This window comes from Streptomyces sp. Y2F8-2, assembly GCF_014905555.1.
Taxonomy (GTDB): Bacteria; Actinomycetota; Actinomycetes; order Streptomycetales; family Streptomycetaceae; genus Streptomyces; species Streptomyces cynarae.
In genome coordinates, this window is the sequence record NZ_BNGS01000003.1 from 591,826 (window position 1) to 617,053 (window position 25,228).

Annotated in this window: 20 protein-coding genes; 11 read left to right on the plus strand and 9 right to left on the minus strand. The window is 69.6% G+C overall.

The features are described 5' to 3' along the window. Position 1 precedes the first annotated feature (1 nt). Positions 2-325 carry a hypothetical protein gene (locus SY2F82_RS12700; protein ID WP_200419108.1) on the plus strand — a complete coding sequence of 108 codons (324 nt, stop codon included), beginning with the start codon at positions 2-4 and terminating at the stop codon, positions 323-325. On the opposite strand, the gene SY2F82_RS12705 is transcribed toward SY2F82_RS12700, so the two are convergent. Genes SY2F82_RS12705 through SY2F82_RS12720 form a run of 4 tightly spaced genes read right to left on the minus strand, consistent with a single transcriptional unit; the run spans position 306 to position 4,209 of the window. Further along, complete coding sequence (locus tag SY2F82_RS12705; RefSeq protein WP_200419109.1) at positions 306-1,076, minus strand: succinate dehydrogenase/fumarate reductase iron-sulfur subunit; 771 nt, start codon at positions 1,074-1,076, stop codon at positions 306-308. The genes SY2F82_RS12700 and SY2F82_RS12705 overlap by 20 nt on opposite strands. After that, on the minus strand, positions 1,073-3,046 hold the full coding sequence (locus tag SY2F82_RS12710) for a fumarate reductase/succinate dehydrogenase flavoprotein subunit (protein WP_200419110.1): 1,974 nt from the start codon (positions 3,044-3,046) through the stop codon (positions 1,073-1,075). Before SY2F82_RS12710 ends, SY2F82_RS12705 begins: the two co-directional genes overlap by 4 nt. 18 nt (positions 3,047-3,064) lie before the next feature. After that, the gene (locus SY2F82_RS12715; protein WP_200419111.1) at positions 3,065-3,898 is read right to left on the minus strand and encodes a hypothetical protein; all 834 of its coding nucleotides are present in this window, start codon (positions 3,896-3,898) and stop codon (positions 3,065-3,067) included. Between the two features lie 20 nt (positions 3,899-3,918). Then, a complete protein-coding gene (locus tag SY2F82_RS12720) occupies positions 3,919-4,209 on the minus strand; it encodes a hypothetical protein (protein WP_200419112.1) in 291 nt (96 codons plus the stop codon). A gap of 372 nt (positions 4,210-4,581) precedes the next feature. On the opposite strand from SY2F82_RS12720, the gene SY2F82_RS12725 reads away from it, so the two are divergent. The 7 genes from SY2F82_RS12725 to SY2F82_RS12755 all read left to right on the plus strand — a co-directional run bounded on the left by SY2F82_RS12725 (position 4,582) and on the right by SY2F82_RS12755 (position 15,398). Continuing rightward, on the plus strand, positions 4,582-6,708 hold the full coding sequence (locus tag SY2F82_RS12725) for an ABC transporter family substrate-binding protein (protein ID WP_200419113.1): 2,127 nt from the start codon (positions 4,582-4,584) through the stop codon (positions 6,706-6,708). Between the two features lie 297 nt (positions 6,709-7,005). Beyond that, positions 7,006-8,922 carry a translational GTPase TypA gene (gene typA / locus SY2F82_RS12730; RefSeq protein WP_200419114.1) on the plus strand — a complete coding sequence of 639 codons (1,917 nt, stop codon included), beginning with the start codon at positions 7,006-7,008 and terminating at the stop codon, positions 8,920-8,922. A gap of 634 nt (positions 8,923-9,556) precedes the next feature. After that, positions 9,557-11,176, plus strand: a complete 1,620-nt coding sequence (locus SY2F82_RS12735; RefSeq protein ID WP_200419115.1) for an ABC transporter substrate-binding protein — start codon at positions 9,557-9,559, stop codon at positions 11,174-11,176. Positions 11,177-11,326: 150 nt separating this feature from the next. Next, positions 11,327-12,253, plus strand: a complete 927-nt coding sequence (locus tag SY2F82_RS12740) for an ABC transporter permease (protein WP_103838419.1) — start codon at positions 11,327-11,329, stop codon at positions 12,251-12,253. Continuing rightward, positions 12,246-13,184, plus strand: a complete 939-nt coding sequence (locus SY2F82_RS12745) for an ABC transporter permease (protein ID WP_200419116.1) — start codon at positions 12,246-12,248, stop codon at positions 13,182-13,184. The genes SY2F82_RS12740 and SY2F82_RS12745 overlap by 8 nt, the downstream gene beginning before the upstream one ends. 11 nt (positions 13,185-13,195) lie before the next feature. Next, positions 13,196-14,257: an ABC transporter ATP-binding protein gene (locus SY2F82_RS12750; protein WP_200419117.1), complete on the plus strand. Its 1,062-nt coding sequence runs from the start codon at positions 13,196-13,198 to the stop codon at positions 14,255-14,257. Further along, the gene (locus tag SY2F82_RS12755; RefSeq protein WP_236041386.1) at positions 14,250-15,398 is read left to right on the plus strand and encodes an ABC transporter ATP-binding protein; all 1,149 of its coding nucleotides are present in this window, start codon (positions 14,250-14,252) and stop codon (positions 15,396-15,398) included. The genes SY2F82_RS12750 and SY2F82_RS12755 overlap by 8 nt, the downstream gene beginning before the upstream one ends. 86 nt (positions 15,399-15,484) lie before the next feature. On the opposite strand, the gene SY2F82_RS12760 is transcribed toward SY2F82_RS12755, so the two are convergent. The 5 genes from SY2F82_RS12760 to SY2F82_RS12780 are packed head-to-tail and all read right to left on the minus strand — an operon-like array spanning position 15,485 to position 21,312. Beyond that, the gene (locus tag SY2F82_RS12760; protein ID WP_200419118.1) at positions 15,485-16,507 is read right to left on the minus strand and encodes an ABC transporter ATP-binding protein; all 1,023 of its coding nucleotides are present in this window, start codon (positions 16,505-16,507) and stop codon (positions 15,485-15,487) included. Then, positions 16,504-17,505: an ABC transporter ATP-binding protein gene (locus tag SY2F82_RS12765; protein WP_200419119.1), complete on the minus strand. Its 1,002-nt coding sequence runs from the start codon at positions 17,503-17,505 to the stop codon at positions 16,504-16,506. Before SY2F82_RS12765 ends, SY2F82_RS12760 begins: the two co-directional genes overlap by 4 nt. After that, complete coding sequence (locus SY2F82_RS12770) at positions 17,502-18,458, minus strand: ABC transporter permease (RefSeq protein WP_200419120.1); 957 nt, start codon at positions 18,456-18,458, stop codon at positions 17,502-17,504. Before SY2F82_RS12770 ends, SY2F82_RS12765 begins: the two co-directional genes overlap by 4 nt. Beyond that, positions 18,455-19,465, minus strand: a complete 1,011-nt coding sequence (locus tag SY2F82_RS12775; RefSeq protein ID WP_200419121.1) for an ABC transporter permease — start codon at positions 19,463-19,465, stop codon at positions 18,455-18,457. The genes SY2F82_RS12770 and SY2F82_RS12775 overlap by 4 nt, the downstream gene beginning before the upstream one ends. Continuing rightward, entirely contained in the window at positions 19,465-21,312 is a 1,848-nt protein-coding gene (locus SY2F82_RS12780) for an ABC transporter substrate-binding protein (protein WP_200419122.1), read from the minus strand. The genes SY2F82_RS12775 and SY2F82_RS12780 overlap by 1 nt, the downstream gene beginning before the upstream one ends. Positions 21,313-21,691: 379 nt before the next feature. Here SY2F82_RS12780 and SY2F82_RS12785 point away from each other — a divergent pair, with 379 nt between their 5' ends. From SY2F82_RS12785 to SY2F82_RS12795, 3 genes are read left to right on the plus strand one after another with little or no spacing between them, the layout of a single operon-like run. Further along, on the plus strand, positions 21,692-23,308 hold the full coding sequence (locus tag SY2F82_RS12785) for an ABC transporter substrate-binding protein (RefSeq protein ID WP_200419123.1): 1,617 nt from the start codon (positions 21,692-21,694) through the stop codon (positions 23,306-23,308). Between the two features lie 33 nt (positions 23,309-23,341). Then, complete coding sequence (locus SY2F82_RS12790; protein ID WP_200419124.1) at positions 23,342-24,265, plus strand: ABC transporter permease; 924 nt, start codon at positions 23,342-23,344, stop codon at positions 24,263-24,265. Further along, positions 24,258-25,226 (plus strand): ABC transporter permease, encoded by a 969-nt coding sequence (locus tag SY2F82_RS12795; protein ID WP_200419125.1) that lies wholly within the window; start codon positions 24,258-24,260, stop codon positions 25,224-25,226. The genes SY2F82_RS12790 and SY2F82_RS12795 overlap by 8 nt, the downstream gene beginning before the upstream one ends. Positions 25,227-25,228: the final 2 nt, after the last annotated feature.

Sequence of the window (25,228 nt, forward strand, 5' to 3'; positions counted from 1 at the left end):
CATGCACTGGGCACTGGTAGGGGTGGCCGCGACACTGCTGGTGGCGGGCGCGGCGGCGGGTGTCGCCGCGATCGCGTCGGGCCGGCTGCCGCCGTGGGGCGGGCGCAGGATCATGCGGCCGGAGCTGTGGGGACACGGCACGCTGGTGAGCGCCGTCGGCATGTCCGGTTACCTGTTCCTCGGCCCCCTGAACGAGGCCCCTTTCGCCCGCATGCCCATCGCGGCCGCGGGCTTGGCGGTGTATTTCGCCGGCACGGCGATACAGATGTCGGCCCGGCGCCCCGGCCGCACCCCGGACGCCGCCGCTACGAAGAACGCCTCCTGATCTTCGAGCCCAGCCACACCAGGGGGTCGTACTTGCGGTCGACCGCCCGTTCCTTCAGCGGGATCAGGGCGTTGTCCGTGATCCTGATGCCCTCGGGGCAGACCTCCGTGCAGCACTTGGTGATGTTGCAGTAGCCGAGGCCGTGCTCGTCCTGGGCCGTGCGCTTGCGGTCCAGGCCCCGCTCGGCCGCCGCGTCCAGCGGGTGCATGTCCAGTTCCGCGACCCGCATGAGGTAGCGCGGGCCCGCGAACGCCTGCTTGTTCTCCTCGTGGTCGCGGACCACGTGGCAGGTGTTCTGGCACAGGAAGCACTCGATGCACTTGCGGAACTCCTGCGAGCGGTCGACGTCCTCCTGCATCATGCGGTACTCGCCCGGGCCGAGCCCCTCGGGCGGGACGAAGGCCGGGACCTCGCGCGCCTTGACGTAGTTGAAGCCGACGTCCGTCACCAGGTCGCGGATCACCGGGAAGGTGCGCAGGGGAGTGACGGTGATTGTCTCCTCCCGGTCGAACACCGACATCCGCGTCATGCACATCAACCGCGGCCGCCCGTTGATCTCCGCCGAGCACGAACCGCACTTGCCGGCCTTGCAGTTCCAGCGCACCGCGAGATCCGGGGCCTGGGTGGCCTGAAGACGATGGATGATGTCCAACACCACCTCGCCGTCGTTGACCTCGACCTTGAAGTCCTCCAGGCCGCCGCCGCTCACATCGCCCCGCCACACCTTGAAGCGGGCTTCGTAGCTGCTCATTCGTACAGCTCCTCTTCGGCGAGGTACTTCACCAGCTCCTCCTTCTCGAAGAGGGCGAGCAGGTCGGGGCGGATGGGTTCGGTGGTCTCCCGGGTGAGCGCGATCTGGCCCCGGACCGGGTCCGTCGCCGCCAGGCCCCCCGTCGGGTCGGTGAGCCGGCACAGCAGGTTGACCCGCCGCCACGCGCGGTCCATCGACGGGAAGTCCTCGCGGGTGTGACCGCCGCGCGACTCCGTGCGCTCCAGCGCGGCCCGCGCCACGCACTCGCTGACCAGCAGCATGTTCCGCAGGTCCAGCGCCAGATGCCAGCCCGGGTTGTACTGCCGGTGCCCCTCGACGCCCGCCCGGCGCGCCCGCACCCGCAGCTCCGCCAGCTTCTTCAGCGCCTGCTGCATCTCCGACTCGCGGCGGATGATGCCGACCAGGTCGTTCATGGTCTGCTGGAGTTCCTGGTGCAGGGCGTAGGGGTTCTCCGGCGGGCGGCCCTCCTCCCCGATGCCCTCGCCGGGCGCCGGACCCTCCGCCGAGAACGGGCGCAGCGCCTCGGCCGCCGCCGTGTCCACCTGGACGTCGTCCACGCCGGGCCGCTCGGGCAGCCCCATGGCGTACTGCGCCGCGTGCAGACCGGCCCGGCGCCCGAACACCAGCAGGTCGGAGAGCGAGTTGCCGCCCAGCCGGTTGGAGCCGTGCATCCCGCCGGCCACCTCCCCGGCCGCGTACAGGCCCGTGACCCCACGGGCCGCCGCCGTGTCCGAGTCGACCGCCACACCGCCCATCACGTAGTGGCAGGTCGGCCCGACCTCCATCGCCTCCGCGGTGATGTCGACGTCCGCCAGCTCCTTGAACTGGTGGTACATCGACGGCAGCCGACGCCGGACGACCTCGGCGGGCATGCGCGTCGACACGTCCAGGAAGACACCGCCGTGCGGGGAACCCCGGCCCGCCTTCACCTCGGCGTTGATGGCACGCGCCACCTCGTCCCGGGGCAGCAGCTCGGGCGGGCGGCGGTTGTGCTCCGGGTCGTCGTACCAGCGGTCGGCCTCCGCCTCCGTCTCCGCGTACTTCTCCTTGAAGACGTCGGGGATGTAGTCGAACATGAACCGCTTGCCGTCGGAGTTCATCAGCACCCCGCCGTCGCCGCGCACCGACTCGGTGACGAGGATGCCCTTCACCGACGGCGGCCAGACCATGCCGGTCGGGTGGAACTGCACGAACTCCATGTTCAGCAGCGGCGCCCCGGCGAGCAGCGCCAGCGCGTGCCCGTCGCCGGTGTACTCCCAGGAGTTCGACGTCACCTTGAAGGACTTGCCGATGCCGCCTGTCGCGATCACGACCGCCGGGGCTTCGAGGACGAAGAAGCGGCCGGACTCGCGCTCGTAGGCGAAGACACCCGACACCCGACCCGCGGCGGAGCCGCTGTCGGATGCCGTGTCCTTCAGGATGCGGGTGACCGTGCACTCCTGGAACACCTTCAGCCGGGACTCGTAGTCGCCGGTCTCCTCCTTGTCCTCCTGCTGGAGCGCGACGATCTTCTGCTGGAGCGTGCGGATCAGCTCGAGCCCCGTACGGTCACCGACGTGCGCCAGGCGCGGGTACTCGTGGCCGCCGAAGTTGCGCTGGGAGATCTTCCCGTCCTCCGTACGGTCGAACAGGGCGCCCCAGGTCTCCAGCTCCCAGACCCGGTCGGGTGCCTCCCGGGCGTGCAGCTCGGCCATCCGCCACTGGTTGAGGAACTTCCCGCCGCGCATGGTGTCGCGGAAGTGCACCTGCCAGTCGTCGTGCGGGTTGGCGTTGCCCATCGCCGCTGCGATGCCGCCCTCCGCCATCACCGTGTGCGCCTTGCCGAACAGCGACTTGCAGATCACGGCCGTGCGGGCACCGCGCTCACGCGCCTCGATGGCGGCGCGCAGGCCGGCGCCGCCGGCCCCGACCACGACCACGTCCCACTCCTGCCGGTCGACCACGGACATCACTAGGCCTCACTGTCGTCAGAAGAAGCGCGGATCGGCGAAGACGCCGGACGCCACCAGGTACACGTAGAAGTCGGCGAGGGCCACGCTGACCAGGGACGCCCACGCCAGCAGCATGTGCCGGGCGTTGAGCCGGCTGATGAACACCCACGCCTTGTAGCGCACCGGGTGCTGCGAGAAGTGCTTGAGCTTTCCGCCGACGATGTGCCGGCAGGAATGGCAGGAGAGCGTGTACGCCCAGATCAGCACGATGTTCACCAGGAAGACCAGGGTGCCGAGCCCCATGTGGCCCCAGTGGTAGTGCCGGTCGCGGAAGGCGAGCACGGTGTCGTAGGTGAGGACGCCCGCCACCAGGAGCGCCGCGTAGAAGAAGTACCGGTGGACGTTCTGCAGGATCAGCGGGAAGCGGGTCTCACCGGTGTACTTCTTGTGCGGCTCCGCCACCGCGCAGGCCGGGGGCGACGCCCAGAAGCCGCGGTAGTAGGCCTTGCGGTAGTAGTAGCAGGTCAGGCGGAAGCCCAGCGGGAAGATCAGGATGATGATCGCCGGGGAGATCGCCCACCAGCTGCCGAAGAGGTCCGCGTTGGGCCCCGCGTGCATGGTCCGGCACCGCTCGGCCAGGCACGGCGAGTAGAACGGCGAGACGTACGGCGCGGCGTAGTAGTGCGCGTCGGCGAAGGCGCGCCAGGTGGAGTACACGACGAAGGCCAGCAGCCCGGCGGCGGTGCCGGCCGGGGCCAGCCACCAGCGGTCGGTGCGCAGGTGGTGCCCGGGGATCGCGGCGCGCCTGCCGGTCCGCTCGCCTCCGGGCGCGGCGGCGTGGGTGTCGGGGGATTCGGTGCCAGTGGCCAACTTGGGACGCACCTTCTTCGTCAGGGGGCGTGCCGGTCGCGGGCGCCGAGACCCTCGTCGTCCGAGTCCGTCCACAGGGTGGTGTCGTACGGGGTGTCGGGGATGGCGACGAGATCGGGCCGCCGCAAGGCGCCTGCCGCACTGGCCGCCTCGCGCAGCAGCGCCACGCTCTCGCGCAGGTGGTCGGCGTCGGTGCGGACACGGCGGATGTCGAGCCCGCCGCCGCCCATCTGCCGCTCCAGCCGCCCCACCGACCGGCACAGGTCGTCGAGGCAGCGCTGGACCGATGTCAGTTCCTCGTGCACGGACATGACGTGACCTCGCTTCCACGGGTCCCTCGGACCGGGCCGGCAACGCTCATGCGCCTGCGAGTGTTGCGCGTCACACCGACCCTGGGGAAGGGACATGCAGCGATTGGCCGACGCACGGGGGTGTGTGCGGGTGCGTTTTCGAATCTCCCGCCACGCCGGGGTGAAGGCGGCGGCGGGCCGGACAGGCGGGCGGCTGCGCCACATGGGTGAGCTTGCCCCGCCGCGTCGTCGTGTCGCCGCATCCCGTCGGCCCCTTTCCTCTTCAGTGGGCGCATACATCTGATCAGCTCCAAATACCCCCAATACTCCCAAACCGGATCATAGCGCCCTAACCCCGCTCATCCGCGGAGCGGCCTCTCGGAGGTAGACGTGATGTCCCACGACGGCGTCGGACCGCGCGCGGTACTGCGTTCGGTCGCGTTCCTCACCGCGGGAGCCCTCGCGGCCTCGGCGCTCGCCGCCTGCAGCGCCGACGACGAGCAGAAGAGCAAGCCGGTCGCCGCGCAGGACGTCGCTCCCGCCGCCCGCGCCCTCCTCGCCGACGGGGGCACCCTGCGCTGGGCCGTCGACGCCGTGCCCGAGACTCTGAACACCTTCCAGGCGGACGCCGACGCCGCGACCACCCGGATCGCGGGCGCCGTCCTGCCCTCGCTGTTCCGGCTGGACGCACAGGGCCGCCCGCAGCGCGATCCGGACTTCCTGGAGTCCGCCAAGGTGGTGTCGACCGAGCCCAAGCAGGTCGTCGTCTACCGCCTCAACCAGCAGGCCGTCTGGAGCGACGGCCGGCAGATCGGCGCCGACGACTTCGCCGCCCAGTGGCGGGCCCTCGCCGGCAAGGACAACGCCTACTGGACCGCCCGCAACGCCGGCTACGACCGCATCGAGAAGGTGGAGCGCGGGGCGAACAACCTCGAGGTCAAGGTCACCTTCGCCAAGCCGTACGCCGACTGGCGGTCGCTGTTCTCGCCGCTGTACCCGAAGGACGTCACGGGCACCCCGGACGGTTTCAACGACGCGGCCAGAAGCGGCCTGAAGGTCACTGCCGGCCCCTTCTCCCTCGCCAAGGTGGACCGCAAGGGCGGGGAGGTCACCCTCGCCCGCAATCCGCGTTGGTGGGGACGGCCCGCCAAGCTCTCCCAGATCGTGCTCGTGGCCGTGCCGCTCGACCAGCGGGCCGCCGCGCTCGCCGACGGCAAGGTCGACATGGCGGAGGTGAACCCGGAGGACGCCGAGCGGATCACCCGTGCCGCCCGCGACAAGGGCGGCAAGCCCCTTCAGGGCCCTTCCGCGATCCCCGGCGGCGCCACGGGCGCGCCCGGTGCCGAGCAGCAGGCCGGTGCCGAGCAGCAGCAGGCCCTGCGCGGCTTCGTGATCCGCAAGTCCCTGGAACCCGCCTACACCCAGCTCGCCCTCAACGGCTCCCGGGGCCCCCTCACCGACGAGCGGGTGCGCCGGGCGATCGCCCGCGCCCTGGACCGCACCGAGCTGGCCGGGCTGGTCCTCAAGCCGCTCGGGCTGCCCGCCGTTCCGGTCGGCAGCCACCTGGCGCTCGCCGGGCAGGAGGCCTACGAGGACAACAGCGGCTCCCTCGGCAAACAGGACACCGCCCAGGCGCAGGCACTGCTGACCGAGGCGGGCTGGGAGCCCGGCGGGGCGGTCAAGGGAGCGCCGAAGAAGAAGAGCGCGGCCGGACCGGAGGGCCACAAGGCGGAGCACGGGAACGGCACGGGCGACGACGGCGCCGATATCGTCGGCCAGGACAACAAGCCGCCCGCCCAGCACGACCCCCGCGACCACGCGAACAAGCCCGCCGACGAACAGGCGGGCCGGCGCCTCGACGGCGAGCTCCAGCAGGAGCACGGCCGGCGTCCGGGCGGGGCGCCGGGGGCGTACGCGCCCAAGGGCACGGCCGCCCCGGGCGGCGCCGCCTCCGGAGTGCTCGCCAAGGACGGCAAGGCGCTGCAGCTGCGGTTCGTGCTGCCCTCCGGGCCGGGCTCGAAGACCCTGCGGACCGTGGGCGACCGCATCGCCCGCATGCTGCAGAAGATCGGGATCCGCACGGAGATCACCGACGTCCCCGACGACAGCTACTTCAAGGACCACGTCGCCTCCGGGGACTACGACCTGGCGCTGTACTCCTGGCCCGCGACCGCGTTCCCCGCGACCGACGCCCGGCCGATCTTCGCCAAGCCGGTACCGGCGGCGGACGGCTCACTGAGCGTCGAACAGAACTACACGCGGGTCGGCACCGACCAGGTGGACCAGCTCTTCGACCAGGCGATCGCCACACTGGACGAGGACGAGGAACGCGACCTGGTCCGCAAGGCCGACGCCCGCATCTGGGCCACGGCGGCCTCCATCCCGCTCTACCAGCGCCCCCAGCTCACAGCCGCCCGCACCAACCTGGCCAACGCGGGCTCGTTCGGCTTCGAGACGCCGGTCTACGAGGACATGGGCTACCTGAAGAAGGGCGCAAAACCGTCTCCGCGGGCTTCCTAGCTGCGGGCAGTCGTGCCGCTGGGGCGATGGGGGTCCCCCTGCTCGAGCGGAGCCGAGAGCTTGGGGGAGGGTGGGCGCAGCGGGCACCCCGTGGCGCCGGGTTGCGCACCCCACCCCCGCCCAGCCTCGCTACCGGGCGCCGCAAACCCCCCTGAGCTGCACCAACGTAACCCGGCCCCCCCAAGCGGCAGCGCCCCCGTACCATGGGGTGAGGCCGTGGCACGTTCAGCCCGGCAGGGCGCGCGTACCGAGGACGTACGCGCAGCCGTCCTCACCACTCCGGGAGTACGCCGCAATATGGCTGTGACTGCAACGCGTCACGACATCCGCAACGTCGCCATCGTCGCCCACGTCGACCACGGCAAGACGACCATCGTCGACGGCATGCTGAAGCAGGCCGGCGCCTTCGCCGCCCATCAGCTCGAGCAGGTCGACGACCGGGTCATGGACTCGAACGACCTGGAGCGTGAGAAGGGCATCACGATCCTCGCCAAGAACACGGCGGTGAAGTACCACCCCAAGGACGGCGGGGACCCCATCACCATCAACATCATCGACACCCCCGGCCACGCCGACTTCGGCGGCGAGGTCGAGCGCGGTCTGTCGATGGTGGACGGTGTCGTCCTGCTGGTCGACGCCTCCGAGGGCCCGCTGCCGCAGACCCGTTTCGTGCTGCGCAAGGCGCTCCAGGCCCGGCTGCCCGTCATCCTGTGCATCAACAAGACGGACCGCCCCGACGCCCGTATCGACGAGGTCGTCAACGAGACCTACGACCTCTTCCTCGACCTGGACGCCGACGAGGAGCAGATCGAGTTCCCGATCGTCTACGCCTGCGGCCGTGACGGCATCGCCTCCCTCACCAAGCCGGAGAACGGCACGGTCCCGTCCGACTCCACCAGCCTGGAGCCGTTCTTCTCCACGATCCTGGAGCACATCCCGGCGCCGACCTACGACGAGGACGCCCCGCTCCAGGCCCACGTCACCAACCTGGACGCCGACAACTTCCTCGGCCGTATCGCGCTGCTCCGCGTCGAGCAGGGCGAGCTGCGCAAGGGCCAGACCGTCGCCTGGATCAAGCGCGACGGGACCATCAGCAACGTCCGCATCAGCGAGCTGATGATGACCGAGGCCCTCACCCGCAAGCCCGCCGAGAAGGCCGGCCCGGGTGACATCTGCGCCGTCGCCGGTATCCCCGAGATCATGATCGGCGAGACCCTGGCCGACCCCGAGAACCCCATCGCGCTGCCGCTGATCACGGTCGACGAACCCGCGATCTCCATGGTCATCGGTACGAACACCTCGCCGCTGGTCGGCAGGGGCGGCACCGGCAAGGGCGCCAACGCCAAGGCCACGGTCAAGGACCGCAAGGTCACCGCCCGCCAGGTCAAGGACCGTCTCGACCGCGAGCTGATCGGCAACGTCAGCCTCCGGGTGCTGGACACCGACCGCCCGGACGCCTGGGAGGTGCAGGGCCGCGGTGAGCTGGCGCTGGCCATCCTGGTCGAGCAGATGCGCCGCGAGGGCTACGAGCTGACCGTCGGCAAGCCGCAGGTCGTCACCAAGGAGATCGACGGCAAGACGTACGAGCCGTTCGAGCGCATGACGATCGACGTGCCCGAGGAGCACATGGGCGCGGTCACCCAGCTCATGGGCGTCCGCAAGGGCCGTATGGACAACATGTCCAACCACGGCTCGGGCTGGGTGCGCATGGAGTTCGTGGTGCCCTCCCGCGGTCTCATCGGCTTCCGCACCGAGTTCCTGACCAGCACCCGCGGCACGGGCATCGGCCACTCCATCCACGAGGGCTTCGAGCCCTGGGCCGGCCCGCTCCAGACCCGTAACAACGGCTCGCTGGTGGCCGACCGCTCCGGCTCCGTCACCGCGTTCGCGATGACGAACCTCCAGGAGCGCGGCACCCTGTTCGTGGAGCCGGGCACCGAGGTGTACGAGGGCATGATCGTCGGCGAGAACTCCCGCTCCGACGACATGGACGTCAACATCACCAAGGAGAAGAAGCTCACCAACATCCGGTCCGCCACGGCCGACATCGCCGAGTCGATCGTGCCGCCGCGCAAGCTGTCGCTCGAGCAGTCCCTGGAGTTCTGCCGCGACGACGAGTGCGTCGAGGTGACGCCGGAGGCGGTCCGCATCCGCAAGGTCGTCCTGGACCAGCGTGAGCGGGCCCGCGCCGCGAGCCGCGCCAAGCACAGCTGATTTCCGGCCACCTACCGGCCGCCTACGACAGGGTCGGGCGCTCCGCGAGACGGGGTGCCCGGCCCTGTCGTGCAGAACGAGCGGGATAGGGAAAACCCTTCACTTCCTCAAGGGAGCCGCACAGCCCGACCTGTGCGCACTACCCTGCTGACGAGGTGCATTCCGGCCATGCCAGGCGGATCGCCGGCGAACGGGCTTCGCGGCGGCGGCCGTTCACCCGAACAGGACGGCGCGTGCACGGTGCGCATCGGTGTGCGTGTACGCCAGCGGCGCCCCCCGCACACCTTCACCGTAACCGCAACCGGATTTTTTCCCCGAGTGTCCGGAATGCGGACACCCAGCCCCGGTAGATGTGTAACAAGTCCGTTTCGCAGGGATCTTTCGGCAAACCGTTTGTCCGGATTTTGGAAGATGTACGGGCCAGGTGTGATGGAACCGAGACCTTAGGGGTGTGGTTCGTCCCTGGTGGATGGCAGATAGTTAGGCGCGTAGAGCTCGGATCAACGGGTCATGCGCTATCGGTGGCGCCGACTCACGAGCGCGGGGGACACCTGAACGTTTCAGGCGCCGGTGACGGCGACGTGTCAGGTGTCCTCCCATGCGGTGAACCATTGGACTCATGAGGAGGAGCCCCATGCGTGGTGCCAAGAGCGCCAAGTGGGTTGCGATAGCCGCGGTTGTGGCGCTGGGCGCGACGGCCTGTGGTGGTGGCGGGGACAGCGGCTCGGGCGGCGGCAAGAGCAACGGCATCGTGTCGATGGAGATCGGTGAGCCGCAGAACAGCCTGGTCCCCACCAACACGTACGAGACCGAGGGCGGCCAGGTCATCAACGCTCTCTTCACGGGTCTGACCAAGCTCGACGGCAACAACAAGGTCGTCAACGCCATGGCGCAGTCGATCGAGACCAAGGACAACAAGGTCTGGACGATCAAGCTGAAGCCGGGCTACACCTTCCACAACGGTGAGAAGGTCACCGCCCAGTCCTTCATCGACGCCTGGAACTACGGCGCCAACCAGACCAACGCCCAGCAGACCAACCCGCTGTTCAGCCACATCCAGGGCTACAAGGACCTGAACCCGGGCGAGGGCAAGAAGCCCAAGACCGACAAGATGTCGGGTCTGAAGGCCATCGACGACAACACCCTCCAGGTCACCCTGGACGGTCCGTTCTCGGCGTTCCCGTCGCAGCTGTCCTTCACCGCGTTCGTCCCGGTGCCCAAGGCGTTCTTCAAGGACCCGAAGGGCTTCGGCGAGGCCCCGATCGGCAACGGCCCCTTCATGATGAAGGGGAAGGTCAAGCACAACCAGGAGATCGACACCGTCAAGTACGACAAGTACCCGGACGCCTCGAAGATCGAGGTCAAGGGTGTCGACTTCAAGATCTACTCGAACCTGGACACGGCCTACAAGGACCTGGTCGCGGGCAACCTCGACATCGACATCAACGTCCCGACCTCGGGTCTGCCGACCTACAAGAAGGACCTGCCGGGCCGCACGATCGACGAGGCCGACTCGGCCGTCGGCTACATCGGCTTCCCGATCAAGTACAACAAGGCGTTCCAGAACGCGGACCTGCGCAAGTCCATCTCCATGGCGATCGACCGGAAGACGATCGCCGAGAAGGTCTTCGTCGGTGCCCGTACGCCCGCGGACGACTACATCAGCCCCATCATCGACGGCTACCGCAAGGGCGCCTGCGGTGAGGCCTGCACCTACAACCCGAGCAAGGCCAAGGAGCTCTACAAGCAGGCCGGCGGGCTGCCCGGCAACTCGCTGGAGATCGGCTACAACGCCGACGGCGGCCACAAGGAGTGGGTCGAGGCGGTCGCCAACCAGCTCCAGCAGAACCTGGGCATCAAGGTGACGGCCAAGCCGTTCGAGCAGTTCCAGGCCATCCTCAACGACCTGGACGCGAAGAAGTACCAGGGCGCGTTCCGCATGGCCTGGAGCATGGACTACCCGGACATGGAGGACTACCTCCGTCCGGTCTTCTCGAAGGACGCCATCGCCAACGGCTCCAACTACTCCGGTTACGTCAACGAGGAGTTCGAGAAGCTCCTCGTCAAGGGCGACCAGGCCCCGACGCACGAGGACGCCGTCAAGATCTACCAGCAGGCCGACGACGTCCTCCTGAAGGATCTGCCGTACATCCCGGTGTACTTCTACACGCTGAACGCAGGCTTCAGCGAGAACATCAAGTCGATGACGGTCGCCGGCCACCAGGTCCTCTGGGACACGGTCAAGCTCGGCTGAGCCGTATCTGAGCAGGTCCGACACGCGGCCAGAGGGTGAGCAGGGGGAGGGGCTCGAAGCCTTCCCCTGCTCACCCCTTCTGCCGTCTCCCGTCCGACAGTGCCGCCGCCCCGGCCACGGGCGGATCGAGCACCCCCCTCTGGAGCACCCATGGGCCGATACGTCGTGCGCCGCCTCCTGCAGGTGATCCCTGTGGTGATAGGCGTCACGTTCATCATCTTCTGTCTGGTCTTCGCGCTGCCCGGCGACCCGATCCAGGCACTGGCCGGCGACAAGCGCGCCGACCCGAACATCGCGGCGATCCTCCGCGCGCATTACCACCTGAACGAGCCGCTGTACCAGCAGTACTGGCACTACATCAGTGGCGTCTTCACCGGTGACCTCGGTGAGACCTACAACGGCCGTGCCATCTCGGACATCGTCGCCGAGCGGTTCCCGGTCACGCTCAAGCTGGGCCTGACAGCCTTCGCCATCGAGGCCGTCATCGGCATCCTGGCGGGCATCATGTCGGCCCTGAAGAAGGGCAAGTTCCTCGACAACGTGGTGCTGGTCGCCACCCTCCTGCTGATCTCCATCCCGGTCTTCGTGCTGGGCAGCGTCCTTCAGCTGGAGCTCGGCGTGAACCTCAAGGCCACGCCGGTCGCCGGCATCGACAAGGGCTGGCCGCAGAGCTACATCCTCCCGGCCATCGTGCTCGCCTCGACCTCGATGGCCTATATCGCGCGACTGGTACGGACGAGCCTGACGGAGTCGATCCGGGCCGACTACGTCCGCACCGCGATCGCGAAGGGCCTGCCGCGGCGCCGGGTCATCGGCCTGCACGCGATGCGCAACTCCCTGATCCCGGTCGTCACCTTCCTGGGCTTCGACCTCGGCGCCCTGATGGGCGGCGCCATCATCACCGAGCGGGTGTTCAACATGCCCGGTATCGGTGGCCAGCTGGCCCAGTCCGTCTATCTGCGCGAACGGCCGATCGTCGTCGGCCTGGTGACCCTGCTGGTGCTGATCTACCTGGCCGCCAACCTCCTCGTAGACCTGATGTACGCCGTGCTCGACCCGAGGATCCGCTATGAGTGAGAAGACGATAGAGAGGCCCACCACCGACGAGGCCTCGCTCGCCAAGGAGATCGAGGCCGAGGAGAAGGCGGCGGCCCGTCAGGCCAGCCTGCTCAAGGACGGCTGGGCGGACCTGCGCAAGCGGCCCATGTTCCTCGGAACCGCCTTCATCATCGTCTGCCTGCTCGCGCTGGCGATCGTGCCCAGCCTGTTCACGGCACGCTCCCCGTTCTCCGACGGCTTCTGCCAGCTGCAGAACTCCATGAACGGGCCGACGTCCGGGCACTGGTTCGGCTTCGACGTGCAGGGCTGCGACATCTACACGCGGACCGTGTACGGCACCCGCAACTCGATCGTCGTCGGCGTGGTGACCACCATCGCCACCACTCTGATCGGCGGCCTGGTGGGCATGCTGGCCGGTCTGGTCGGCGGCTGGGTCGACGCGGTGCTGTCCCGGATCACCGAGGTCTTCTCGGCCCTGCCGCTCATCGTCGGCGGTCTGCTGATCATGTCGATCTGGGGCGGCGGCGACGTGTGGACGGTGTCGTTCATCATGGCGATCCTCGGCTGGCCGCAGGTCTTCAGGATCATGCGCGGCGAGGTCATCTCGAACAAGTACAACGACTACGTGATGGCCGCCCGTGCGCTCGGCGCGGGCTCGGGCCGGATCGCGTTCCGGCACATCCTGCCGAACACGCTCGCCCCCGTCATCGTCATCACCACCATGAACCTCGGTGTCTACATCGCCGCCGAGGCCGCCCTGTCCTACCTGGGCATCGGCATCCAGTACCCCAACATCTCGTGGGGTCTGATGATCAGTGACGCCCAGGACCGGTTCCTGACCTCGCCGCACGCGCTGCTGTTCCCGGCCGGCGCCCTGAGCATCACCGTGCTGGCGTTCATCATGCTCGGCGACGTCGTCCGCGACGCCTTCGACCCGAAGATGCGCTGAGGGAGGCGTACGTGACCACCATCCAACCGACGGACGCCGTCCCGGCTCCGCGACCCGGCGATGCCGAGAAGACCGGCCCGCTGCTCGAAGTGCGTGACCTGCACGTCGAGTTCCAGACCCGCGAGGGTGTGGTCCGGGCCGTCAACGGCGTCAACTACTCGGTGAACTCCGGGGAGACGCTCGCCGTGCTCGGCGAGTCCGGCTCCGGCAAGTCCGTGACCGCGCAGGCGATCATGGGCATCCTCGACATGCCGCCGGCCCGCATCCCGCAGGGAGAGATCCGCTTCTACGGCGAGGACATGCTGAAGATGTCCGCCGAGGAGCGACGCAAGCTGCGCGGCGCGCGGATCGCGATGATCTTCCAGGACGCGCTCTCCGCGCTCAACCCCGTGCTCAGCGTGGGTTTCCAGCTCGGTGAGATGTTCCGCGTCCACCGGGGACTGTCCCGCAAGGAGGCCAAGGCCAAGGCGATCGAGCTGATGGACCGGGTGAAGATCCCGGCGGCCGCGGCGCGCGTGAACGACTACCCGCACCAGTTCTCCGGCGGTATGCGCCAGCGCATCATGATCGCCATGGCGCTCGCCCTGGAGCCGGACCTGATCATCGCCGACGAGCCGACCACGGCCCTCGACGTGACCGTCCAGGCCCAGGTGATGGACCTGCTCGCGGAGCTGCAGCGCGAGTACCACATGGGCCTGATCCTCATCACCCACGACCTGGGTGTCGTGGCGGACGTCGCCGACAAGATCGCGGTGATGTACGCGGGCCGCATCGTGGAGACGGCGCCGGTGCACGAGCTGTACAAGCGCCCGGCCCACCCCTACACCCGGGGTCTGCTCGACTCGATCCCGCGCCTGGACCAGAAGGGCCAGGACCTCTACGCGATCAAGGGTCTGCCGCCCAACCTGCTGAAGGTGCCCGGCGGTTGCGCCTTCAACCCGCGGTGCGAGAAGGCGCAGGACATCTGCCGCACGGAGCGTCCGCCGCTGGTCCCGGTGACCGAGCGGGACGGAACCGAACTGCCCGGCCGCGCCAGCGCGTGCCACTTCTGGAAGGAGACGATCCATGGCTGAGCCGACCAAGACCGGCGAGCCGCAGGACGCGACACCGAACGTCTCCGCCGTGGACGTCGCCGACGTGCACTCCGAGGAGGAGGCGGTCGCCGCCCTCGACGCGCCGGTCGACCGGGGCGAGCCGATTCTGCAGGTGCGCAACCTGGTCAAGCACTTCCCGCTGACGCAGGGCATCGTCATCAAGCGTCAGATCGGCGCGGTCAAGGCCGTCGACGGCGTCTCCTTCGACCTCTACCAGGGCGAGACCCTGGGCATCGTGGGTGAGTCCGGATGCGGCAAGTCGACGGTGGCCAAGCTCGTGATGAACCTCGAGCGGGCGACCGCCGGTGAGATCTTCTACAAGGGCCAGGACATCACCAAGCTGTCCGGCAAGGCCCTCAAGGCGGTCCGCCGCAACATCCAGATGATCTTCCAGGACCCGTACACGTCGCTCAACCCGCGTATGACGGTGGGCGACATCATCGGCGAGCCCTTCGACATCCACCCCGAGGTGGCCCCCAAGGGCGACCGGCGCCGCAAGGTGCAGGAGCTCCTCGACGTCGTGGGTCTCAACCCGGAGTACATCAACCGCTACCCGCACCAGTTCTCGGGCGGTCAGCGCCAGCGCATCGGCATCGCCCGCGGCCTGGCCCTGAACCCCGAGGTCATCATCTGCGACGAGCCGGTCTCCGCCCTGGACGTGTCGGTCCAGGCGCAGGTCATCAACCTGATGGAGCGACTGCAGGACGAGTTCAACCTCTCCTACATGTTCATCGCGCACGACCTGTCGATCGTCCGGCACATCTCGGACCGCGTGGGCGTGATGTACCTCGGCAAGATCGTCGAGATCGGCGACGACGAGCAGATCTACGACCACCCGACGCACCCCTACACCCAGGCGCTGCTGTCGGCGGTCCCCGTGCCGGACCCGGAGGCCCGTGAGCACCGCGAGCGGATCATCCTCACCGGCGACGTGCCGTCCCCGGCCAACCCGCCCTCGGGCTGCAGCTTCCGCACCCGTTGCTGGAAGGCCACGGACAGGTGCGCCGAGGAGGTGCCGCTGCTGGCGGTCCCCGAGCGCTTCAAGGGCGCGGACTCCCCCGCGGCCCACGAGTCGGCGTGCCACTTCGCCGAGGAGAAGGACGTCGTGCACGCGGCCTGACGTCCGCCTGGCCTCTGTTCGGTTCCCGGTACCTCGTCAGGTGCCGGGAACCGGCGTTTTCCGGAGGCGACGGGGCGCCCGGACCGTCAAGGGGCGACGACGGTCCGAGCCCAGTGGCACGCCACCTGCCCGCCGTCACCACCGCCCAGCACCTCCAGGTCCCGGGTCCGGCACGCGTCCGCGACGCCCGCCCGTTCCGCCTCCCCGCCGGCCAGGATCTGGCAGCGGGGGTGGAAGCGGCAGCCCGTGGGGATGCGGGAGGGGTCCGGAGGTTCGCCCGACAGGACGACAGGCGCGCCCGGGGCTTCCGGGAGGACCGAGAGCAGCGCCTGGGTGTAGGGGTGCCGTGGGGCGGTGAGTACCTGTTCGACGTCGCCCGTCTCCACGATCCGGCCGAGGTACATCACCGCCACCCGGTCCGCGATGTTCCACGCCAGGCCCAGATCGTGCGTCACGACGAGCGCGGACAGGCCCAGTTCGGTGCGCAGGCGCAGCAGCAGGGCCAGGATCTCGCCGCGCACCGAGGCGTCGAGGGAGGCCACCGGCTCGTCGGCGACGATCAGTTCCGGGTCCAGGACGAGCGCGCCCGCGATCACCACGCGCTGGCGCTGGCCTCCCGACAGCTCGTGCGGATAGCGCAGGAAGAAGCGCTCCGGTGGGCGGAGCCCCGCCCGGGAGAGGGCCCCCGCGACCGCCGTCTGCTCGTCTCCGCCGTACCCGTGGATCCGCAGCCCCTCCGCGACCGCCTCGTACACCGTGTGCCGGGGGTTGAGCGATCCGCTCGGGTCCTGGAGCACCAGCTGGACGCGCCTGCGGTACGCCTTCAGGGCCCGGGCGGAGTAGTCGAGCGGCCGTCCGGCGAAGCGGACGCTTCCCGACGTCGGCGGTACCAGGCCGAGCAGTGCCCGGGCCAGTGTCGTCTTGCCGCAGCCAGACTCGCCGACCAGCGCCACGATCTCCCCGGGCCGGATGTCGAGGTCCACACCGTCCACCGCCCGGGACGGCACACCGCCGTGGCGCCCGGGGAAGGTCACGCGCAGTCCCTCCGCGCTCAGCAGCGGTGATGCGGTCGGTGATGTCGTCGCGGGTGTCGTCGGTGAGGTCGTCATGGGGTGCTCCTCGCGTCCTCCGTCGCCGCCGTCGGACCGGGGGCGGGGTGTGGCGACACATGCACGCACGCCGCCCTGCGGCCCGGGCCGGCGTCCCGCAGCTCCTGGTCCTGGCCGGCGCAGCCGTCCAGGGCCACCGGGCAGCGCGGGTGGAAGGCGCAGCCGGACGGCAGGGCGGACGGGTCGGGCGGATCGCCCGCCAGGCCGTGCGGGGCATAGCGGGAGGCCGGGTCGCCGATGCGGGGGAACGCCGCGGACAGGGCCCCGGCGTACGGATGCCGGGCGTCGTCGTAGAGCTGCCGGGCCGGGCCCTCCTCGACCACCCGGCCCGCGTACATCACCGCCAGCCGGTCGCAGGTCTCGGCGAGGACGGCGAGATCGTGGCTGATCATGATCAGGCCGAGGTCCTGTTCCGCGACGAGCCGGCCGATCAGCCGCAGGATCTGCGCCTGGATCATCACGTCCAGGGCCGTCGTCGGCTCGTCGGCGATGACCAGCCGTGGGTCGCAGGCCAGCGCCATGGCGATCATCACGCGCTGGCGCTGGCCGCCGGACAGCTCGTGGGGGAACGCCGTCGCCCGTGCGGCCGGGAGGCCCACGTGTTCCAGAAGTTCGCCGGTCCTGCGCTTGGCCTCGGCCGCCGTCGCCTTGCGGTGCAGCAGCATCGGCTCGGCGATCTGGTCGCCGATCCGGTGCACCGGGTTGAGGGAGTGCATCGCTCCCTGGAAGACGATGGAGGCCCCCGCCCAGCGGACCGCCCTGACCTGCCCCCACCGCATCGTCAGCACGTCCTCGCCGTCCAGCAGGACCTGCCCGCCGACCCGGGTGCCGGGCGGCAGCAGCCGCAGCAGGGCCAGCGCCAGGGTGGACTTCCCGCAGCCCGACTCGCCCGCGATGCCGAGCCTCTGCCCTGCCTCCAGCACCAGGTCGACGCCCCGCACGGCGGCGGCCCCGCCGGCGTAGGTCACCTCCAGGTCCCGCACCTCGAGCAGCGTCAACGCTCCACCCCCAGCCGGGGGTTGAGGACGGACTCCACCGCGCGGCCGCACAGCGTGAAGGCCAGGGCGACGACGGCGATCGCGATGCCCGGCGGCACCAGGTACCACCAGTCGCCGGAGCTCACCGCGCCCGCCTCGCGGGCGTCCTGGAGCAGACCGCCCCACGACACGACCGTCGGGTCGCCCATGCCGAGGAAGGCGAGCGTCGCCTCGGCGAGGATGGACGAGGAGATCATCAGGGTTGTCTGCGCCAGCACCAGCGGCATGACGTTGGGCAGCACGTGCCGGAGCATGATGTGCGCGTGGCCGCCGCCGAGCGCCCGCGCCCGCTCGATGTAGGGCCGGGACTCCACCGCCAGCGTCTGCGCCCGCACCAGCCGGGCCGTGGTCGGCCAGGACGTCACACCGATCGCCAGGATCACCGTGCCGAGCGAGCGGGACATCACGGTGGCGAGCGCGATGGCGAGGACGAGCGTCGGCATCACCAGGAACCAGTCCGTGATCCGCATCATCACCGTGGCGTACGCGCCCCGGAAGTGCCCTGCGGTGATCCCGACCAGCGCGCCGATCGCCACGGACAGCACCGCCGCGAGCAGCCCGACCAGCAGTGAGATCCGCGAGCCCCACACCACCAGGCCCAGCAGGTTCCGCCCGAACCGGTCCGTGCCCAGCGGGAAGGCGCCGCTCGGATGCTGAAGCGGCCGGCCCGGCGCGCCGGTCACACTGGACACGTCGGAACCGACGGTCAGCGGCGCGGTGAGTGCGACCGCGGCGAACAGGACGAGGACGGCCAGGCCCACGAGCCCGGCGCGGTGCGTGCGGTAGTGCGCCCAGAAACGGGCGGCGGAGCGGCGGCGGCGCTGCCGGGCGAGCGTGCGCGGGCTCGCCTTCGCCGCCGGAGGAGTCGTGTCGGTACGGGTCGGCCCGCCCGGGGGAGTCGTGTCGGTCGTCATCGGCCCACCCGGGGGTCGAGCAGCGGATAGATCAGGTCGGCCAGCGTGTTCATGAGGATCACCGCCGAGGCGAAGACGAAGAACAGGCCCTGGACGAGGGGAAGGTCGGGCACGCTCAGCGCCTGGTAGAAGAGCCCGCCGAGGCCGGGCCAGGAGAACACGGTCTCGACGAGGATGACGCCCGCGACGGTCCGGCCGAGATTGACGAAGACCAGCGTCACGGTCGGCAGCAGCGCGTTCGGCACGGCGTGCCGGCGCCGGACCAGGTCGTCCCTCAGGCCCTTGGCGCGCGCGGTGGTCAGATAGTCGCTGCCCATCTCGTCGAGCAGCGCCGAACGGGTGACCAGCAGCGTCTGCCCGTACTCGACCGCCACCAGCGTGATCACCGGCAGGACGAGATGGTGGGCGACGTCGACGGCGTACGCGAAGCCCTCCTCGCCGCCCGACTCCATGCCGCCGGTCGGGAACACACCCGGGACCGGGCCCACGCCCACCGCGAACACGATGATGAGCAGCAGGCCCAGCCAGAAGGAGGGGATCGAGTACAGGGTCAGCGCCACACCGGTGTTGAGCCGGTCGCCGAGCCGGCCGTGGCGCCACGCCGAGCGGGTGCCGAGGACGATGCCGAGGACCGTGTAGAGGACGAACGCGGTGCCGGTGAGCAGCAGTGTGTTCGGCAGCGCCTCGGTGATCTTGTCGATGACGGGTGCCCGGAACTGGTACGACGTGCCGAGGTCGCCCGTGAGCGCCTTGCCGCAGTAGTCCGTGAACTGCTGCCACAACGGCAGGTCGAGACCGAACTCCCTGCGATAGGCCGTCAGTTGTGCGGCCGATACCGGACGGCCGCCCGTCATGAACTTCACCGGGTCGCCCGGGATCAGCCGGAAGAGGAAGAAGCTGGTCACGAGGACGGCGAGCAAGGAGACGGCGGCGCCGCCCGCCTTGCCCGCCGCGTACCGCAGGTACGGGGTGCCGGCATGTGTCCGCAGTTCGCGCGCCGGTTCCACTACTCACGGTCCTCGGCGGTGGCGCGGCGCCGCAGGCCGAGGACCACCCCGGCGCCGACGAGGACCACGACGCCCGCGACGATGCCGACGACGACCCCGGTGGACGAGGAACCGCCGGAGGAGTCACCGGAGTTCGCCGGTACGGCCGACCACCAGCTCCAGTAGCCGTCCTGGCCGTAGATGTTGCCCGCCTTCCGAGGCATGGTGGTGATCGACGCGATCTGGTCCGTCCGGTAGGCCTCGACCGCGTTCGGGTACGCCATGACGTTCATGTACCCGAGGTCGTACAGCCGCGACTCGGCCTGCTTGACGAGTGCGGCGCGTTTGGCGGGGTCGTACTCCGCGAGCTGCCGGGCGTAGAGGTCGTCGTACGTCCGGTCGCAGATGAAGTTGTCCGTGGCGGCCGTGTCCTTGGGGGTCGCCGGGAGCGCCGCGCAGGTGTGGATCGACAGCACGAAGTCGGGGTCGGGGTTGACGGACCAGCCGTCGAAGGCGAGGTCGTACCTGCCGGCGAGCCAGGGGTCGGTCACGTTGTCCAGGCAGTCGAGCGTCAGGCCGATGCCGAGCTTGCCCCACCACTCCTTCAGGTACTGGCCGACGGCCTTGTCGTTCGGGTCGGTGGCGTGGCACAGCATGCGGTAGGTGAGGGGCTTGCCGTCCTTGCCCACGCGTTTGCCGTCGGCGTTCTTCAGGTAGCCCGCCTGGTCGAGGAGCTCGGCGGCCTTCACGGGGTCGTAGGCCAGCTCCTGGGCCGCCGACGGCTTCCAGAAGTACGTGGAGAAGCGGGGCGGTATGTAGCCCTGGCCCTCGACGGCGTGGCCCTGGAAGACCTTGTCGACGAGGGTCCTGCGGTCGACGGCCATGAACAGGGCGTGCCGCACCCGCTCGTCCAGGAGGGAGGGGGCGCCGTCGCCGAACTTCTGCCCGTTCCTCGCCCGGGCGCCGGGGTTGGTGGCGATGGCGTAGAAGCGGCGGCCCGGGGCGTCGTTGACCTTGATGTCCTTCACGCCCTGGAGGGAGGCGGCCTGAGCGGGTGTCAGGGAGGGCGAGCCGGCGACGAAGGACACCTCTCCCTTGCGCAGGGCCGCCACCGCCGCGTCCTGGTCCTTGTAGTACCGGAACACCAGCTCGTCGAACTTCGGGGCGCCCCGCCAGAAGTTCTTGTTGGCCTTGAGCCGCACATAGCTGTCGGGTTTGTAGCCGGTCAGGACGAACGGCCCGTCACCGACCACGGGGAAGCTCTTGTCGTTGTTGAACGTCCCGAAGTCCCTGACCTTCTCCCAGACGTGCTTGGGCACGATCGGCACGTCGAGCGCGGTCATCGTGGCCTGGGGCTTCTTGAGCTCTATGACCAGCGTGGTGGCGTCCGGAGCCGTGACCTTCCGGAAGTTCGCGACGAAGCTGCCGTTCGCGGTGGCCGCCTTGTCGTCCGTCATCATCTTGTCGAACGTCCACGCCGCGTCCTCGGCGGTGACCTTCTGACCGTCCGACCACGTGGCGTCGGAGCGGATCGTGTACGTCCAGGTGAGCTTGTCGGCGGACGGCATCCACCGGGTGGCGAGGCCCGGGACCGGGTGGGCGTCCCCCGGGTCGTAGTCGGTCAGGTACTCGTACATCAGCCGATTGATGCTGGTACTGACCAGGCGGGTCGCGAGGAACGGGCTCAGCGAGTCCACGCTCTGGGCGACCGCCACGGTGAGGACCGCGTCGCTCTCCTTCGCCTCGGCCTGCTGTGGTAAGGCCAGAGCGGCGGAGACCGTGAGGGCGGCGGCGACGAGCCGCGCTGAACGGTGTCGTGGACGGTCCGGGCGCGAGCGCCCTCTGCCGTGCTGGTCTTGCGTGCTCATCGATGCTGACCTCACGTCATCACTGCACGGGGACGGCGGTTCGGGGAACGGCTTGATCGGGCCGGATCGGCTGACGCCGGATGGGTGATGAGTGTGTCTATCAGCGGTGCTCCGCACCCGTCAACGGTGCGTAAACATGCCCTGTGGCCTGCGGAAACGAGGCCATCGACAGCGAGTCGGCAACCATTGGTCCACACCTGTGAAGCGCCGCTGGTGGAGGCCTGACGCCCAGGCTCTCTCATTACGGGAGGCCCGGGTCCGGACGGGGTGCGGCCAGTCGGGTGGCGTTGCGTGTGATGAGGGGTCTTCGGGTCGATAGTGGCGATAACGGACAGTGTCCCGCGCCGAGGGCAGGCGCACACCCTCGAGGAGGCACCCCATGCGTGGAGCCAGGCACGCCCTGTGGGCGGCGGTGGCCGTCCTCGTGGCGGCCGCCTGTGGCGGGGGCGCGGACGGCGGCGGCACCGCGCCCGGGGTGTTCAGCTCCTCCTGGGGCGATCCGCAGAACCCGCTCGAGCCGGCCAACACCAACGAGGTCCAGGGCGGCAAGGTGCTCGACATGGTCTTCCGGGGGCTCAAGCGGTACAACCCGAGGACCGGTGCGGCCGAGGACATGCTCGCCGAGAGCATCCGGACGTCCGACTCGCGGAACTTCACCGTCACCGTCAAGGACGGCTGGACCTTCAGCAACGGGGAGCCGGTCACGGCCCGGTCCTTCGTCGACGCCTGGAACTACGGCGCGAGCCTGAGGAACAACCAGAGGAACGCGTACTTCTTCGGGTACATCGAGGGCTACGACAAGGTGCACCCGGCCTCCGGCACCCAGACCGCCGAGACCCTCTCCGGGCTGAAGGTGACCGGCCGGCGCACCTTCACCGTCCGGCTGGGCCAGAAGTTCTCCACGTTCCCGGACACCCTCGGTTACGTGGCCTTCGCCCCGCTGCCCCGGGCGTTCTTCGACCACCACGCGGACTGGCTGAAGAAGCCCGTCGGCAACGGCCCGTATCTGGTCCACTCCTACACGCGGGGCTTCATGATGTCGCTGCGGAAGTGGGGCGCCTACCCCGGACCGGACAAGGCCCGCAACAACGGCGTGGACCTGAAGGTCTACACCGACAGCAACACCGCCTACACCGATCTGCTGGCCGGCAACCTCGACCTCAGCGACGACGTGCCCGCCTCGCAGCTCAGGAACGTGAAGTCCGATCTCGGCGGCCGGTACATCACCGAGCCGGCCGGCATCATCCAGACCCTCGCCTTCCCCTACTACGACCCGCGGTGGAACAGGCCGGGGACGGAGAAGGTCCGCACGGGCCTGTCCATGGCGATCAACCGGGACCAGATCACCGACACGATCTTCCACCACACCCGCACCCCCGCCAGTGACTGGACCTCACCCGTCCTGGGCTCCGACGGCGGCTTCAAGGAAGGTCTGTGCGGCGACGCGTGCCGCTACGACCCGGACCGGGCCAAGAAGCTCATCCAGGAGGGCGGCGGACTGCCCGGCGGGCAGCTCAGGATCACCTACAACGCGGACTCCGGTTCGCACCGGGAGTGGGTGGACGCCGTGTGCAACTCCATCAACAACGCCCTCGGCAACGACCGTGCCTGCGTCGGCAACCCGGTCGGCACCTTCGCCGACTTCCGCAACCAGATCGGGCAGCACAAGATGTCCGGGCCGTTCCGCGCCGGATGGCAGATGGACTACCCGCTCATCCAGAACTTCCTCCAGCCGCTCTACTACACGAACGCCTCCTCCAACGACGGCAAGTGGTCGAACAAGGACTTCGACAAGCTCGTCGACCGGGCGAACGCCGAGAGCGACAAGGCGGCCGCGGTCGGGCTGTTCCAGCAGGCCGAGGGGGTCGTGCGGGACAACATGGCCGCCATCCCGCTCTGGTACCAGAACGGCAGCGCCGGTTACTCCCAGCGCCTCGCGAACGTGGCGCTCAACCCGTTCAGCGTCCCGGTCTACGACCAGATCGAGGTCCGCTGAGCCGCCCGCCCGCCCGCCACCCCCGGAGGCCCCATGGGACGGTACGTCGTCCGGCGCCTGCTGCAGATGATCCCGGTCTTCTTCGGCGCCACCCTGCTCATCTTCCTGATGGTGAACGTGATGGGCGACCCCGTCGCCGGCCTGTGCGGCGAACGGCAGTGCGACCCCGCCACCGCGGCCCAGCTGCGCCGGGAGTTCGGCCTCGACAAGCCCCTCTGGCAGCAATACGCGACCTACATGGGCAACGTCTTCACCGGCGACTTCGGCACCGCCTTCAACGGGCAGAAGGTCACCGAGCTGATGGCGACCGCCTTCCCGCCCACCATCCGGCTCACGATCGTCGCGATCCTCTTCGAGGTCGTCCTCGGGATCGCGCTCGGCGTGGTCACCGGGCTGCGCCGCGGGCGGCCCGTCGACACCACCGTCCTGCTGCTCACCCTCGTCGTGATCTCCGTGCCGACCTTCGTCACCGGTCTGCTGCTCCAGCTCCTGCTCGGAGTGAAGTGGGGCTGGACCAGACCGTCGGTCTCCCCGGCGGCCACCGTCGGCGAACTGATCGTGCCCGGGCTGGTCCTCGCCTCGGTCTCCCTCGCCTATGTCACCCGGCTCACCCGGACCACCCTCGCCGAGAACAGACGCTCCGACTACGTGCGCACCGCAGTCGCCAAGGGGCTGCCGCGCCGGCGTGTGATCACCCGGCATCTGCTGCGGAACTCGCTCATCCCCGTCGTCACCTTCATCGGCACCGACATCGGCGCCCTGATGGGAGGCGCGATCGTCACCGAGCGGATCTTCAACATCCACGGCGTCGGCTACCAGCTCTACCAGGGGATCCTGCGGCAGAACACCCAGACGGTCGTCGGGTTCGTGACCGTGCTCGTCCTGGTCTTCCTGGTCGCCAACCTGCTCGTCGACCTCCTGTACGCCGTACTCGACCCGAGGATCCGCTATGCCTGAGCAGCCGCGATACGGGCGGAAAGGGGCCGTCGCCGGGACGGGCATGGGCGGTGCCATGGACCTCGCCGCCAGCGAGGCGACCACCCTGCAGAGGGGACCGGAGGGCCCGGCCGGCCGGCCGCGCAGCCTCTGGTCCGACGCCTGGCGCGACCTGCGCCGCAACCCGGTCTTCCTCGCCTCCGCGCTGGTGATCCTCTTCCTCGTCCTGATCTCCCTCTGGCCGTCCCTGATCACCTCAGGCAACCCGCTCGTCTGCGAGCTGTCCAAGGCCCAGGAGGGCTCCCAGCCGGGACATCCGTTCGGGTTCGACGGCCAGGGCTGCGACGTGTACACCCGGACGGTCTACGGCGCCCGCACCTCCGTCACGGTCGGCGTCTGCGCCACGCTCGGCGTCGCCGTCCTCGGCTCCGTCCTCGGCGGGCTCGCCGGGTACTTCGGCGGCGGATGGGACGCGATCCTGTCCCGGGCCACCGACATCTTCTTCGCCATCCCGGTCGTCCTCGGCGGGCTCGTCCTGCTCTCCGTGGTGACCGGCAACACGGTCTGGCCGGTCGTCGGGTTCATCGTGCTGCTCGGCTGGCCGCAGATCTCCCGGATCGCCCGCGGCGCGGTCATCACCGCCAAGCAGCACGACTACGTCCAGGCCGCCCGCGCCCTCGGCGCCTCCGACACCCGCATCCTGCTGCGGCACATCGCGCCCAACGCGGTCGCCCCGGTGATCGTCGTCGCGACCATCGCGCTCGGCACCTACATCGCCCTGGAGGCCACCCTGTCGTACCTCGGCGTCGGGCTGAAGCCGCCGAGCGTGTCCTGGGGGATCGACATCTCCGCTGCCTCCCCCTACATCCGCAACGCCCCGCACGCGCTGCTGTGGCCCTCCGGCGCTCTGGCGATCACCGTGCTGGCGTTCATCATGCTCGGCGACGCGGTGCGCGACGCCCTCGACCCGAAGCTGAGGTGACG

What these genes read in the sequence shown, in the direction of transcription:
- SY2F82_RS12710 (WP_200419110.1), bottom strand. Translation starts at nt 3,046, where the DNA reads ATGTCCGTGGTCGACCGGCAGGAGTGGGACGTGGTCGTGGTCGGGGCC.
- SY2F82_RS12780 (WP_200419122.1), bottom strand. Translation starts at nt 21,312, where the DNA reads ATGAGCACGCAAGACCAGCACGGCAGAGGGCGCTCGCGCCCGGACCGT.
- SY2F82_RS12770 (WP_200419120.1), bottom strand. Translation starts at nt 18,458, where the DNA reads ATGACGACCGACACGACTCCCCCGGGCGGGCCGACCCGTACCGACACG.
- SY2F82_RS12720 (WP_200419112.1), bottom strand. Translation starts at nt 4,209, where the DNA reads ATGTCCGTGCACGAGGAACTGACATCGGTCCAGCGCTGCCTCGACGAC.
- SY2F82_RS12760 (WP_200419118.1), bottom strand. Translation starts at nt 16,507, where the DNA reads ATGACGACCTCACCGACGACACCCGCGACGACATCACCGACCGCATCA.
- SY2F82_RS12785 (WP_200419123.1), top strand. Translation starts at nt 21,692, where the DNA reads ATGCGTGGAGCCAGGCACGCCCTGTGGGCGGCGGTGGCCGTCCTCGTG.
- SY2F82_RS12790 (WP_200419124.1), top strand. Translation starts at nt 23,342, where the DNA reads ATGGGACGGTACGTCGTCCGGCGCCTGCTGCAGATGATCCCGGTCTTC.
- SY2F82_RS12755 (WP_236041386.1), top strand. Translation starts at nt 14,250, where the DNA reads ATGGCTGAGCCGACCAAGACCGGCGAGCCGCAGGACGCGACACCGAAC.
- SY2F82_RS12725 (WP_200419113.1), top strand. Translation starts at nt 4,582, where the DNA reads ATGTCCCACGACGGCGTCGGACCGCGCGCGGTACTGCGTTCGGTCGCG.
- SY2F82_RS12795 (WP_200419125.1), top strand. Translation starts at nt 24,258, where the DNA reads ATGCCTGAGCAGCCGCGATACGGGCGGAAAGGGGCCGTCGCCGGGACG.
- SY2F82_RS12745 (WP_200419116.1), top strand. Translation starts at nt 12,246, where the DNA reads ATGAGTGAGAAGACGATAGAGAGGCCCACCACCGACGAGGCCTCGCTC.
- SY2F82_RS12700 (WP_200419108.1), top strand. Translation starts at nt 2, where the DNA reads ATGCACTGGGCACTGGTAGGGGTGGCCGCGACACTGCTGGTGGCGGGC.
- SY2F82_RS12705 (WP_200419109.1), bottom strand. Translation starts at nt 1,076, where the DNA reads ATGAGCAGCTACGAAGCCCGCTTCAAGGTGTGGCGGGGCGATGTGAGC.
- SY2F82_RS12735 (WP_200419115.1), top strand. Translation starts at nt 9,557, where the DNA reads ATGCGTGGTGCCAAGAGCGCCAAGTGGGTTGCGATAGCCGCGGTTGTG.
- SY2F82_RS12740 (WP_103838419.1), top strand. Translation starts at nt 11,327, where the DNA reads ATGGGCCGATACGTCGTGCGCCGCCTCCTGCAGGTGATCCCTGTGGTG.
- typA (WP_200419114.1), top strand. Translation starts at nt 7,006, where the DNA reads ATGGCTGTGACTGCAACGCGTCACGACATCCGCAACGTCGCCATCGTC.